Source organism: Aequorivita echinoideorum (assembly GCF_018476645.1).
Classification (GTDB): domain Bacteria; phylum Bacteroidota; class Bacteroidia; order Flavobacteriales; family Flavobacteriaceae; genus Aequorivita; species Aequorivita echinoideorum.
On the sequence record NZ_JAHCTB010000001.1, the window covers coordinates 562,733 to 576,171 of the forward strand.

The window sequence follows — 13,439 nt, forward strand, 5'->3', positions numbered from 1 at the left end:
TTTCTATATTTGAACCAACATCATGCCCCAAATTTGATGTCCCCAAAATTATGCACCTACTAAAACGCAACCTACTTGCAATGGCATTGTTTTGCCTAGTTTTTACCTCTTGCTCAAAAGAGGACGTTATTGAGAATGAAGCGGCTAAGTACGAAATTGACCTCAGCATTGTTCAAAAAAATAATACCGAGATGTCTAGCCGAGTGCTGGATTTGGTAAACATACACCGTAAATCTATCGGTCTTGCGCCGCTTCAGTCTGATAACGCCTATGCTTCCGCTTACGCCGTTGAACATACAGAATACATGATAGACGTGGACAAAGTAAATCACGATAATTTTGGTTACAGAAACCAAGCATTGCAATATCACGGTGCTGAGAGCGTAGGCGAAAATGTAGCTTTTGGCTATGATTCTCCCGAAAAAGTAGTTGCTGCTTGGCTGAACAGCCCAGGTCACCGCGATGTAATTGAAGGAAACTATACACATACTGGTTTCGGTTTTATTCCAGACGCAAAAGGCCGTATGTATTTTACACAACTTTTTTATAGAAAGTAAACCTCACTTCCACTTTTCTATTAGTCATAATTGCCGTATTTTTACGATGTAACATCCTAAAAATACGGCAATGGCTATTAAAAAACCTTTTAATCTTAATAACTGGATAGATGAAAATCGCGATTTGCTAAAGCCGCCCGTAGGCAACAAAAACTTATATGCCGATGCGGATGATTATATAGTTATGGTGGTAGCCGGGCCCAATGCCAGAAAAGATTATCATTATAATGAAACAGAAGAACTATTTTACCAATTGGAAGGAAATATTCAAGTTGCTATTCAAGAGAATGGTGAGAAAAAAGTGATGGAGCTCGGTCCTGGCGATATGTATTTGCATCCGGCGAAAGTACCGCATTCACCATCCCGTAGCGAAGGTTCCATAGGTTTGGTAATTGAAAGGAAAAGAACAGATTTAGAAGGAAAGGATGGTCTTTTGTGGTTTTGCGATAACTGCAACAACAAATTATATGAAGTTTACTTTCCTTTAAACAATATTGAAACCGATTTTCTTAAACACTTCAAACATTTCTACGGAAGTAAGGAATTGCGAACTTGTAACAAATGCGGCACGGTGATGGACACAGACCCGCGTTTTATCCAAGATTAAGGACATATTATTCAAACACATACCGTTTTGCTTTTCAGTGTTACAGGCAATATGTACCTTTGTGCTTCATTCAATTTTTAGAATAAAATTCAATAAAATATGCAAACAGCAACCACTAGCTTCGGCATTGATGAAGCATTGGAAAAATTAGGAATTCAACAGACAAACAAGGGAACTTCCACAGGAAAAAATTGGTTTTCAAATGGTACGGAATTTACCTCCAGCTCTCCAGTTGACGGGCAGGAAATTGCGAAGGTTTCATCCACTTTAAAAGAAGACTATGAAAAAGTAATGGAAAGTGCCACCTCAGCTTTCAAGACTTGGAGGCTTAAGCCTGCGCCACAACGCGGTGAAATCGTGCGCCAGTTTGGGGAAGAATTGCGAAGGCTAAAAGAGCCCCTCGGAAAATTGGTTTCCTATGAAATGGGAAAAAGCTATCAAGAGGGTCTTGGTGAGGTTCAAGAAATGATTGACATCTGCGATTTTGCAGTGGGTCTCTCCCGCCAACTCCATGGGTTGACCATGCACAGCGAACGCCCCGGCCACAGGATGTACGAGCAGTATCACCCTATGGGTGTTGTAGGCATAATCTCCGCATTCAATTTTCCTGTTGCCGTTTGGGCTTGGAATACGGCATTGGCTTGGATCTGTGGCGATGTTTGCGTTTGGAAACCTTCTGAAAAAACACCTCTTTGCGGAATTGCATGTCAAAAAATTGCTGCGAAAGTATTTGCCGATAATAATTTACCAGAAGGAATTTCCTGCCTCATTAACGGCGATTACAAAGTTGGCGAGATGATGACCAACGATAACCGCGTTCCTTTGGTTTCAGCGACTGGTTCGATAAGGATGGGAAAAATTGTTGCACAGGCCGTAGCGGGACGTTTGGGAAAATCGTTGCTTGAATTGGGCGGAAATAATGCAATAATTGTTACTCCCGATGCCGATATAAAAATGACCGTAATTGGTGCCGTTTTTGGCGCGGTTGGAACTGCCGGCCAGCGCTGCACCTCAACCCGAAGATTGATTATCCACGAAAGTATTTATGATAAAGTTAAAGACGCCGTGGTCGATGCCTACAAACAATTGAAAATTGGAAATCCGCTGGACGAAAAAAATCACGTTGGGCCATTAATCGATAAAGATGCGGTGAAAATGTACAACCAAGCTCTTGAAAAAGTAGTTGCCGAAGGTGGAAATATCATTGTTGAAGGTGGCGTCCTTCAAGGTGAAGGATACGAAAGTGGTTGCTATGTAAAACCAGCAATTGCAGAAGCAGAAAACGGTTTTGAAATTGTGCAGCACGAAACATTTGCGCCAGTTCTCTATCTTCTTAAGTACACTGGCGATGTTGAAAATGCAATTGAACTTCAAAATGGCGTGGTACAAGGGCTTTCCTCTGCAATTATGACGAACAATCTTCGCGAAGCAGAACGATTCTTGTCCCATTCGGGTAGTGATTGCGGAATTGCGAATGTAAATATAGGTACAAGCGGAGCCGAAATTGGCGGTGCTTTTGGCGGTGAAAAAGAAACCGGCGGGGGTCGTGAAAGTGGAAGCGATGCCTGGAAAGTTTACATGCGCAGACAGACAAATACCATCAATTATACAACAGAATTACCCCTTGCACAAGGGATAAAATTTGATTTGTAATTGATTTGAATAAATTTGATATCAATAAAAAAGCCGCTTCAGAAGAAGCGGCTTTTTTTATACCATTCCATTTGCTTCAACCCATTTGAAGCGATTGGTATCTTGCGGAATTTTAATTCTTTCAGCAATGCGCATCATTCGTGCTGGTAACTTCAAAAGATAATCGCGTGCTTTTTCAGCTTCATCCGTAAGATTAGTTATTTTTGAAATTTCCCAATGCGCATTCAATTTTTCCAAAATATCTATATAATCAAATGTGGTGTAAACACCCAATCGTTGTGCAGCATTACTGAAATCATCAAAAGCGGAAGCCATTTTCCCACCACTTTGCCGAAGATTTTGTGCAGGCATGATAATCTTTTTCTGCATCATATCCTGAAACGCAAGCATCATTTCACTCGCATCGTATTCAAATATGGTTTTAACAAATTCCCTATATGCAAGATGGTGGCGCATTTCATCTCCAGCAATAATAGTACACATTTTTGCTAAAATCTTATTCCCATTTTGCTTAGCAATCCTTCCCACACGCTTATGCGAAACATTGGTTGCAAGTTCTTGAAAACTGGTATAAATAAAATTTCTGTAAGGATCGCGGCCTGTTCCCACTTCAAAACCATCGTTAATAAGATGCTGCGTGGTTTTTTCAACTTCGCGCATATTTACACGCCCCGAGAGATACAGATATTTATTGAGGGCATCGCCGTGGCGGTTTTCCTCTCCGGTCCAGTGGCGAATCCATTTGCTCCAACCATTTCGGCCATGCTGATCCACGCCTTCCATATCCATCAACCAACTTTCATAGGTTGGCAAAGCTTCTTCCGTGACCATATCACCCACCAAAACTACCCAAAAATCATAACCCAATTCTGTGGCCTCGCCACGTAATTGCTGTATTTGTTCTACATAATTTTCGTTTTGAAGGTCAGGCAAAAGATCTGATGGCTGCCAAATTTCCTCGACAGGAATCAGATATTTTTCAACATAACTGTCTATTTGTTTTTCAACAGTCTGCATCACTTCCAAACGCACATTTTTTAAGGCCATAATTTTTTTCTGAATTCTACAAATATAGTATTTGCGCCGTGTACTTTCTAATAAAGAAGTCTTAATTCCTGCCCTTTTCGTTGGGATACAGCGTGTAAACAGGATCACTTTGCCAGATTTCCTTGGAATCTACATTAAGCATAGATAGTTTTCCTTGAAATGCGGCGCCCGTATCGGTATTCCAAACATTTGCGAAATTGGCCGGAACATCAAGACCTAACCGCGTTACGGGAGTATGGCCGATGTAAATTTCATTAAAATGTTTTAGCCGTTTTGGGTATTTATCACTTTCCTTTGATATGGATGTATCCATTGCGCAAACCATTTCCCAGAGCGTGCGGTCCCAGTAAATTAAATTTGGAAAATATTCATATTGTGGTCCATTTTGGTTTGTGAAACCTGCGTGAAGAAACAGTCGGTTTTCTGAATCTATATAATAGTTTTTTAGGTTTTCGAAAAATTGCAGGTGTATTTCCAATTCATTTTCTGAAAGATTTACATAACTTTTTATGCTGCTCTCACCGCCTTGGCTGGCCCAAACGGGATTGCTTTCACCAAATTTCAAATATTTAAACAGCAATTCATCGTGATTGCCCCGCAAAAAAATACAATCATTTTTTTCTGAAAAATCTATTAAATAGCTCACAACTTCCGAAGATTCACTCCAGCCGTCCACGTAATCTCCCACAAAAATATATTGGGTTTGACCAGAGAAATTTGCTCTTTCCATCAATTGTTTCAGTGCTTTAAATCCTCCGTGAATATCGCCAATTACTACTTGTTTCATTTTAATTGTAATTTACTTTTCTAAGTATGCGCAGCGATTCCTTTAAAAGTTGGTAGGCCTCGGCATCATAGTTTTTTAAAAATTCCTTTGCTTCCTGCAATTTGTTCTTAGCTTCCTCAAAATCATTCAAATAACAGATAAGATAGGTTGCGGGCAAATTTCGTAAATCCTTTTCTTCGGAAGCATTTAATGATATATTCTTTTTCAGCTTTTCCAGCAGCGAATTATTGGAATTATAAATATGGAAAAGTGTTTTTTTATTAAAATCTGGCGCTTCAAAAATAAGTTTTGAGTCCATTTGGTACGAGCCGTTTTCCTTGAAATGAATGATAACCTCTTCCAAAGGGTAATATTTAAACTGCTCATTGAGACCCAAATGTACATATTCCACGGTCTTGAAATAATCCTCGGAATATTCAATACTTATTTCATCCAAAGCCGAATAAAACAGGCGAACCTGTTCATTAATGAGTTCAATATCCACTCGTGAAAAATATGTTTTGTCCTTGACTTTTTTGGTTTTTCCGGCCCAACAAACTACAAATTGTTCCTTGAAAACTTTGTAGTTGCTCTCCAAATCTTTGTGGCGATGGTTTATAAAATCCATTACGCCATCCAGCGTGAGTTCTATGTTATTTTTTGCAGCATTTTCAATGGATTTCACTATTTCTGAATTGACATCTTTAATTTCGATGTCAAAATTTTTCGGCATTGAAATGCTTCCGTCGCGAAGGAAAATGGAACCGCCCCAGTACTTCCAGATATTTTTGCGCAGTGAGGTAATTTTTCCGTTTGGGCGGATTGTTACCAGGCCCACCACTTTATCCATTGGCAAATTAGGGAACGCAACATTTTCATAAATGATGAGCGGTGCGTTTGTGAGGTATGCGTTTACGAGATTTTGGATTTTGCTGTCGTCAAAAAAGTCCACACCTAAAATTTCATTGGTTTCATCCTCAACCCCAATAACTATAAAGGAATTGTTCTCAGGATTACTATTGCTGAGGGCGCAAATATGCTTTAGAAATTTTGCCTTTCCCTCTTTGGAACCCAGATCAATTTTTCGCTTCTTGTCATAAAAACTGCTCTCGTCATTATGCGCGAGCAGGTTTTTGATTAAAAGACGTTTGTTGATCATTTCTGATTCAATGTTAGATTGAGCTCAGTCGAGACCCATTTTGAAATATAAAATTGTAACTATTAAGAACACCCTCGACTGTGCTTTGGGAGGAATTTTAATCTAATCCTTATTTATAATTGTACTGCTCGCTTGATCCAAACACATAACCGTCAAATCGGCAATATTTACGTGAGGCGGACGGGTTACGGCAAACCAGATAACCTCAGCAATATCTTCCGCTTTCAATGGCGTGTATCCTTGATATACATTTTCGGCTTTTTGGGTATCTCCCTTAAAACGCACCTCGCTGAATTCCGTTGCCACCAAGCCCGGATTTATGGCGCCCACTTTTATACCTTTTCCGTTTAAATCCAAACGCATTCCTTGATTTATGGCATCAACGGCATGCTTGCTTGCGCAATAAACATTTCCTTTTGGGTAGACTTCCTTTCCGGCGGTGCTGCCTATGTTAATAATCTGGCCAGATTTCCGCTCTATCATTTTTGGAAGAATAGCTTTGCTGACGTATAGCAGCCCTTTTACATTAATATCCAGCATCGCATCCCAATCGTCCGTATTTCCTTCGTCAATTGTATCGAGACCGTGTGCATTTCCTGCGTTGTTTATCAAAATATCAATTTCTGAAAATTTCTTCGGAAGTGATTTTATAGCTGAAAAAACTTCGTTTTTATTTCTTACGTCAAAATTCAGTGTAAAAACTTCCGTTAAAGCAGAAAGCTCGGCTGCAAGATTTTTTAGTCTTGCCTCGCGCCTTCCGCAGAGAATCAGTTTTAACCCATTTTTTGCAAAAAGTTTAGCAGTTGCCATTCCTATCCCTGAAGTTGCGCCTGTTATAAACGCCGTTTTGTTTTTCATATTTATTTTTTATTAAAAATAGTATTTCTGAATCGTTTGAATCGTGCAAATATTCGATAATGTAAAACCTTAACAAAACCCGACTCTTCTGCGCTGGAATTCATTTCTGAGTTTTTCTATTTTAACCAATTATTAACAGGATTTTCTGCAATAAATTTTCAATTTGCACCGTCATTTTGGGAAGACTATAAATTGAATCTAATTACGGTATGGAAAATACAAATTCGACCTTTGACATTGGGGCATTAAATGAAAAAATTGAGAGGGAAAGCGCCTTTGTAGACGTTCTTTCCATGGAAATGAACAAAGTTATCGTAGGCCAAAAACATATGGTTGAAAGGCTTATGATCGGTCTTTTGGGGCAAGGGCACATTCTGCTCGAAGGTGTTCCCGGGCTTGCCAAAACACTTGCCATCAATACGCTTTCTAAAGCAGTTCACGGTACGTTTAGCCGTATTCAGTTTACGCCGGATTTGCTTCCTGCCGATGTTGTGGGAACGCTTATCTACAATATGAAAGTAAACGATTTCAGTATAAAGAAAGGTCCCATTTTTGCAAATTTTGTACTAGCTGACGAGATCAACCGGGCCCCTGCCAAAGTGCAATCCGCACTCTTGGAAGCCATGCAGGAAAAACAGGTTACCATTGGTGAAACCACTTTTACGCTGGACAAGCCATTTCTGGTTATGGCAACCCAAAACCCCATTGAACAGGAAGGAACCTATCCATTACCAGAAGCGCAGGTAGACCGTTTTATGCTGAAAACGGTAATTAAATACCCGCAAATTGCTGAAGAGCAATTAATCATCCGCCAAAACCTGAAAGGCAATTACGAACAGGTCAATCCTGTTGCAACAATTGAACAAATAAAGCGCGCACAGACTGCAGTTCGGAAAGTTTATATGGATGAAAAAATTGAGAAATACATCCTCGATATAATTTTTGCTACACGTACTCCAGAGAATTTCAAACTTTCAGAAATAAAACCTCTTGTAAATTTCGGCGCTTCGCCACGTGGAAGTATCAACCTTGCCATTGCCGCCAAATGTTACGCGTTCATTCGCCGCCGCGGCTATGTAATTCCTGAAGACGTACGTGCCGTGGTACACGACGTGCTTCGCCACAGAATTGGCATTACTTACGAAGCCGAGGCCGAGAACATTACTTCCGAAGAAATAATCAACAAGATTGTAAACGTAATTGAAGTACCGTAAAAAAGTATGCAGCCGCAGTATTCAGTAAACAGTTTCAAAACTTTTCTGAATACTGAACACTGAAAACTGAATACTGAAAAAATGGATACAAAGGAGCTTCTTAAAAAAGTACGGAAAATCGAAATCAAAACGCGGCGGTTGAGCGATCACGTTTTTGGTGGCGAATACCACAGTACGTTTAAGGGTCGCGGGATGACATTCAGCGAAGTGCGCCAATACCAGTTTGGCGACGACGTGCGCAATATCGATTGGAATGTAACCGCCCGGTACAACGAACCCTTCGTAAAAGTTTTTGAGGAGGAACGCGAACTTACGTTGATGCTGATGGCAGATATAAGCGGCTCCGAATTTTTTGGGACGGAAGACCAATTCAAAAATGAAATTATTACTGAAATTGCCGCAACCCTCGCTTTTTCGGCGATGCAGAACAATGATAAAACAGGACTGATACTTTTTTCAGATGAAATTGAACTTTACATTCCTCCGAAAAAAGGAAAGTCACACGTACTAAGAATTATTCGCGAGTTATTGGAATTTCAGCCAAAAAGCAACAAAACCGATGTTGCAAAAGCTCTGAAGTTTTTGAGCAACGTAATGAAGAAAAAAGCCATTGTTTTTGTGCTGTCAGATTTTATTGCTGATAATTACCGCGATACCCTTAAAATAGCCGCAAAAAAGCATGACCTTACCGGAATAAGGGTTTATGACAAAGCGGAAGAGGCAATTCCAAATTTAGGTATGGTGCAAATGCTCGATGAGGAAACGGGCGAGTTGATGCTGGTAAACACGGGCTCCAAAGCTATGCGAAATAGCTACTACGCATATAACCGCGAGCGGGTAGACTATTTTGTGGAATCCTTTACAAAAAGCGGTGCCGGAGCGCTTAGTTGTAGAGTGGACGAGAGTTATGTGAAAAAATTGTTGGGGTATTTCAAAAGACGTTAGATTTTAGATGTTAGATTTTAGACTGCATATTATTTTGAAAAGTAGAAAATTGGGATTTCTCTTCTCGCTATTCTTTTTTCTCTGTTCTTTTTTCGCAAACGCCCAAGTTACCTCATCCATTGATTCCACCAAAATTAAAATAGGCGAACAGATTCTTTATACCATAAAAGTACAGGCAGACACCACAGATGTTGTAGTTTTCCCCGAGGAACAAACATTTCTGCCTTTGGAAATGATTGAATCCTATAAAACCGATACCACTTTTGAAGCTTCAAAATACAGGTTCATAAAAAAATACGGTTTAACGCAGTTTGATAGTGGCCGCTACACCATTCCGCCGCAGCGTATCATCATAAACAACAAGCCGTTTTTCACGGATTCCATAAATGTGGAGGTGAATGACGTTGTGGTTGATACTACAAAGCAAAAAATGTACGACATAAAAGCGGCGATAGAAGTAAAAAATCCACCATTCGATTGGCTTTTACTGCTTTATTGGCTGCTTCCCATAATACTTATTCTTGGTTTGGTATTCTATTTCTTCCGAAGAAAAAAAAGAAAAGAAGCCGCCGAAAGACAGCTTCCTCCCTACGAAGAAGCGATTGTAGCCCTTAAAAAACTCGATAACACACAACTTTTAAAAGAAAACAAAAGCAAGGAATATTACAGCAATCTCACTGAAATCGTTAAGCGTTATCTAGACAGGGAAGTGGATGAATCTGCTTTGGAAAGTACCAGTGATGAGCTTATTACGCGTTTGATGATGCACAAAGATGCTGGGAATTTTGATTTTGATAAAGAAACCATCAGAAAGTTGGACCAGATTTTCAAACGGGCAGATTTGGTAAAATTTGCAAAAATGAACCAACTTTCCGGTCAGGCCGAAGTGGACCGCAAAACCATCGAGGAAATAATCAATGAAACTCACGAAGCTGTTCCGGAGCCCACAGAGGAAGAGCTTTTAAAGAATCAAGAGTATTTAGAACTGCAGCAAAAGAAAAGAAGGCGAAAAAGAATTATTATAGGTATTGTTGGTGGTTTTTTTGTATTGGCAATAACTACTGCAATCTTAATCGCAACGTTGGGCTACTCGTTCTTGAAAGAAAATATTATTGGCCACCCAACAAAAGAACTGGCTGAGGGAAGATGGATACGGAGCGAATATGGGTATCCGGCCGTTATTATTGAAACCCCAAAAGTTTTGGTTCGTAAAGAGATGGAAATACCGGAACAATTAAGCGGAACCATACTTTCAATGAACCAATTTCAATACGGCAGTATGGTGGGTCAATTTATCGTTACCGTAAATACAGTTATCTATGGTCAAAGTGTAACGATAGATATGAATGCAGGTTTAGAATCATTTTTAAGCGGGATGGAACAAATGGGTGCAACAAACATGGTGGTAAAGCAAGAACCTTTTTCAACAGAAAAAGGTATTGAGGGAATTCGTGCCTTTGGTGAATTTGATGCCAAGCTTCCCAATGGAAAAACCATGAATCAAAAGCTGAATTATGAACTTTTAGCATTCAAACAGGAAGCCGCGCTTCAAGGGGTTTTGGTAGTGTATTTGAAAGACGATAAATATGCCGAAGAAATAAAGGAAAGAATTATAAATTCAATCGAAATAGAAATTACAGAACAAAATGCCCAATAACTTCGAATTTGTAAATCCTGAGTATTTCTGGTTGTTTCTCCTACTTCCAGTATTGATACTTTGGTTTTTTTGGAAACGAAAGCAACAAAACGCGGCCTTAAAAATTTCGAGCATACAGGGTTTCAAGAGTGGAAGTAATTGGTTGGCGAAACTAAAGCCATTACTTTTTGTACTTCGTCTTTTAGCGCTTTCGGCATTGATCATAGCTATGGCGCGGCCCAGAACCGTGGACGAATCCACACGAACAAAAACCACGCGGGGAATTGACATCGTAATTTCAATTGATGTTTCCGCGAGTATGCTAGCGCGCGATTTAAAACCGAATAGACTCGAAGCATTAAAAACCGTAGCGGCTCGATTTATAAACGAAAGACCTAACGACCGTATAGGTTTGGTGGAATATGCTGGGGAAAGTTACACGCGCACGCCATTGACGAGCGATAAAAGCATTGTGCTTTCCTCTCTTAAAAATATTCAATACAACACGGTAATTGAAGGCGGAACGGCCATCGGCTCTGGTTTGGCAACCGCCGTAAACAGGCTAAAAGAAAGCGGCGCAAAAAGCAAGGTCATCATTTTGTTGACAGATGGGGTAAACAATACAGGGTTTATCGATCCAAAGATTGCGAGCGAACTTGCAGTGGAATTCGGCATAAAAGTGTACACCATTGGTCTGGGGAGCAATGGTTTGGCAATGTCTCCCATTGGTATTCGTCCGGACGGCAGCTTTCAATATGGCAACGTACAGGTGGAAATTGATGAAGCCCTGCTTCAGGAAATAGCAAAAACAACTGGAGGTCAATATTTTAGGGCGACCAGTAACACAAAATTGCAGCAGATTTATGATGAAATAAATAAATTGGAAAAAACCGATATTGAGGAATTTCGATATACCAATTATGATGAAATGTTTCGTCCGTGGGCAATTTTCGCTTTGGTTTTGATCGGTTTTGAAACCCTTTTAAGATTCACTTTATTCAAAGGATTTATTTAAAATGTATCAATTAGAGCAACCCATATATTTCTATGTTCTCTTCGCCATTCCGGTGGTTGTGGTGCTTTTCTTGCTGCTTTTATTTTGGCAAAAACGAACACAACATAAGTTTTTAAATAAAGAATTACTGAAGAAATTGAGCCCCAATTATTCAGTTTTTAAATCAGTTTTGAAAGTTTTAGTGCTTTGTTTAGCCATTGCTTGTTTGACTTTTGCTTTGGTCAACCCAAAAATTGGCACCAAACTGGAAACCGTAAAACGTGAGGGCGTGGATCTTGTTTTTGCTTTGGATGTTTCAAAAAGTATGCTGGCGGAAGATATTGCGCCCAACCGTCTCGAAAAATCAAAACAGTTAATTACACAAATAATAAACAGCCTTGCGGGCGATAGAATTGGAATTATAGGATACGCGGGTAGTGCATTTCCACAAGTTCCAATCACCACTGATTTTTCTTCGGCTAAATTATTTTTAAGTGGAATGAATACCGATATGGTTTCATCACAAGGCACCGCAATTACTGAAGCCATAGAAATGGCAGAAACTTTTTACGACGATGAGGGGCAGGCAAACCGTGTTCTTTTCATCATTTCAGATGGGGAAGACCACGAGGGAAGTTATTCAGAAATAGCGGATGAGGCTGCAAAAAAGGGCATTCGCATTTTTACTATTGGCGTGGGAACGCTTGAGGGTGGCCCTATTCCCATAAAAAGCAATGGAATTCTTCAATATTATAAACGCGACCAAAACAATGAGCAGGTGATTACGCGCTTGGGTGAAGAAACCCTACGGGATATTGCGAAACAGGCCAATGGTGAATATATTGATGGAAGCAATACCAAAAGAGTTGTGGACCAAGTGAAGGCCATTTTAAATGGAATGGACAAAAATGAATTTGAAGCCAAGCAATTCACTGATTTTAAGGACCAATTCCAGTGGTTTCTCGCAGGGGCATTATTTTTGTTGGTACTGGATGTATTCCTTTTGGAACGAAAAACTGCGTGGCTTAAAAAACTGAACCTGTTTAATGAAAAGCGGGAGAACGAATAGAATTTTCCAAAAGGTTCCTGCAAGGTTTTCAAAAGGCTCCTGCGAGGTTTTTAAAACCTTGTAGGTATAAAAAAGAATGATGATGAAAATAAAAATATTGAAAAATTGGATGGTGATGATTTCAAGTTTATTGATTTCATACCTGGCCTTTTCACAAGAAAATGAACAACTTCAGAAAGATATAAAGCAATCAAAAAATTATTTAAGTGAAGCCAACGCACAAATCAATGAAGGAAATTTTGTTCCCGGGGAAGCGGAATATCGTAAAGCCATAGCATTGAACCCAAAGGACGAAACCGGAAAATACAACCTTGGGAATGCCTATTACGGAAAAAAGAAAAATGCCGAAGCCATGCTGCGCTACAAACAAGCCGCTGCCGTTGCTACTGAAAAAAGCGAAAAACACAAAGCTTTCCATAATTTGGGGAACACCTTTATGAACGAAAAAAAATATGCGGAAGCCGTTGAAGCCTATAAAAATGCGCTTCGGAACAATCCCAATGATGATGAGACCCGTTACAATCTAGCTTTGGCAAAAGATATGCTGGAGAAAAATCCGCCGCAGGGTGGCGATGGTAATGATGATAAAAATCAGGACAACAAAGAAAATCAAGATAAAGAAGATCAGCAGGATAAACAGGATCAAAAGGATAAGGGCGACCAAGGGGAGGATAAGGACCAAAAGGATAAAGGGGACGAAAATAAAGATAAAAAGGAAGGGGACGATAAAAATGAAGGCCAACCGGACCAGCCAAAAGACAAAAAAGATGGCGATAAACCACAACAGCAACAGCCCGTACCGGGACAACTTTCTCCACAGCAAGTGAAAAGCTTGCTTGAGGCAATGAATAACGAAGAGAAAAAAGTACAGGATAAAGTAAACGCCGAAAAACAAAAAGGCGCCAAAGTACAGTCCAGTAAAGATTGGTAGATT

13 protein-coding genes are annotated in these 13,439 nt (G+C 39.8%); 9 read left to right on the forward strand and 4 right to left on the reverse strand.

Annotated elements, in window-relative coordinates; translation table 11 throughout:
• Window positions 1-50 precede the first annotated feature (50 nt).
• The 3 genes from KIV10_RS02645 (at window position 51) to amaB (ending at window position 2,817) form a co-directional block, all read left to right on the forward strand.
• Window positions 51-557 carry a CAP domain-containing protein gene (locus KIV10_RS02645; protein ID WP_214111930.1) on the forward strand — a complete coding sequence of 169 codons (507 nt, stop codon included), beginning with the start codon at window positions 51-53 and terminating at the stop codon, window positions 555-557.
• A gap of 70 nt (window positions 558-627) precedes the next feature.
• Window positions 628-1,164 (forward strand): 3-hydroxyanthranilate 3,4-dioxygenase, encoded by a 537-nt coding sequence (locus KIV10_RS02650; protein WP_214111931.1) that lies wholly within the window; start codon window positions 628-630, stop codon window positions 1,162-1,164.
• 99 nt (window positions 1,165-1,263) lie between these two features.
• Window positions 1,264-2,817 carry an L-piperidine-6-carboxylate dehydrogenase gene (amaB, locus tag KIV10_RS02655; protein ID WP_214111932.1) on the forward strand — a complete coding sequence of 518 codons (1,554 nt, stop codon included), beginning with the start codon at window positions 1,264-1,266 and terminating at the stop codon, window positions 2,815-2,817.
• A gap of 57 nt (window positions 2,818-2,874) precedes the next feature.
• On the opposite strand, the gene KIV10_RS02660 is transcribed toward amaB, so the two are convergent.
• From KIV10_RS02660 to KIV10_RS02675, 4 genes are all read right to left on the reverse strand, one after another.
• Window positions 2,875-3,864 carry an acyl-ACP desaturase gene (locus KIV10_RS02660; RefSeq protein ID WP_214111933.1) on the reverse strand — a complete coding sequence of 330 codons (990 nt, stop codon included), beginning with the start codon at window positions 3,862-3,864 and terminating at the stop codon, window positions 2,875-2,877.
• Between the two features lie 61 nt (window positions 3,865-3,925).
• Window positions 3,926-4,651, reverse strand: coding sequence for a metallophosphoesterase family protein (locus tag KIV10_RS02665; protein ID WP_214111934.1), 726 nt, complete (start codon window positions 4,649-4,651; stop codon window positions 3,926-3,928).
• A 1-nt stretch (window position 4,652) separates the two neighbouring features.
• Window positions 4,653-5,789, reverse strand: coding sequence for an ATP-binding protein (locus tag KIV10_RS02670; protein ID WP_214111935.1), 1,137 nt, complete (start codon window positions 5,787-5,789; stop codon window positions 4,653-4,655).
• A gap of 102 nt (window positions 5,790-5,891) precedes the next feature.
• Window positions 5,892-6,647 carry an SDR family NAD(P)-dependent oxidoreductase gene (locus tag KIV10_RS02675; RefSeq protein WP_214111936.1) on the reverse strand — a complete coding sequence of 252 codons (756 nt, stop codon included), beginning with the start codon at window positions 6,645-6,647 and terminating at the stop codon, window positions 5,892-5,894.
• A 209-nt stretch (window positions 6,648-6,856) separates the two neighbouring features.
• Between KIV10_RS02675 and KIV10_RS02680 the strand changes: the two genes are divergently transcribed.
• From KIV10_RS02680 to KIV10_RS02705, 6 genes are all read left to right on the forward strand, one after another.
• Window positions 6,857-7,861 carry an AAA family ATPase gene (locus KIV10_RS02680; protein ID WP_214111937.1) on the forward strand — a complete coding sequence of 335 codons (1,005 nt, stop codon included), beginning with the start codon at window positions 6,857-6,859 and terminating at the stop codon, window positions 7,859-7,861.
• A gap of 81 nt (window positions 7,862-7,942) precedes the next feature.
• A complete protein-coding gene (locus KIV10_RS02685) occupies window positions 7,943-8,806 on the forward strand; it encodes a DUF58 domain-containing protein (RefSeq protein WP_214111938.1) in 864 nt (287 codons plus the stop codon).
• Window positions 8,807-8,855: 49 nt separating this feature from the next.
• Window positions 8,856-10,463, forward strand: coding sequence for a DUF4381 family protein (locus tag KIV10_RS02690; RefSeq protein ID WP_214111939.1), 1,608 nt, complete (start codon window positions 8,856-8,858; stop codon window positions 10,461-10,463).
• Window positions 10,453-11,457 carry a vWA domain-containing protein gene (locus KIV10_RS02695; protein ID WP_214111940.1) on the forward strand — a complete coding sequence of 335 codons (1,005 nt, stop codon included), beginning with the start codon at window positions 10,453-10,455 and terminating at the stop codon, window positions 11,455-11,457. The genes KIV10_RS02690 and KIV10_RS02695 overlap by 11 nt, the downstream gene beginning before the upstream one ends.
• Before the next feature lies 1 nt (window position 11,458).
• Window positions 11,459-12,505, forward strand: coding sequence for a VWA domain-containing protein (locus KIV10_RS02700; protein WP_214111941.1), 1,047 nt, complete (start codon window positions 11,459-11,461; stop codon window positions 12,503-12,505).
• 82 nt (window positions 12,506-12,587) lie between these two features.
• Window positions 12,588-13,436: a tetratricopeptide repeat protein gene (locus tag KIV10_RS02705; protein ID WP_317194696.1), complete on the forward strand. Its 849-nt coding sequence runs from the start codon at window positions 12,588-12,590 to the stop codon at window positions 13,434-13,436.
• The last annotated feature ends 3 nt before the right edge of the window (window positions 13,437-13,439 follow it).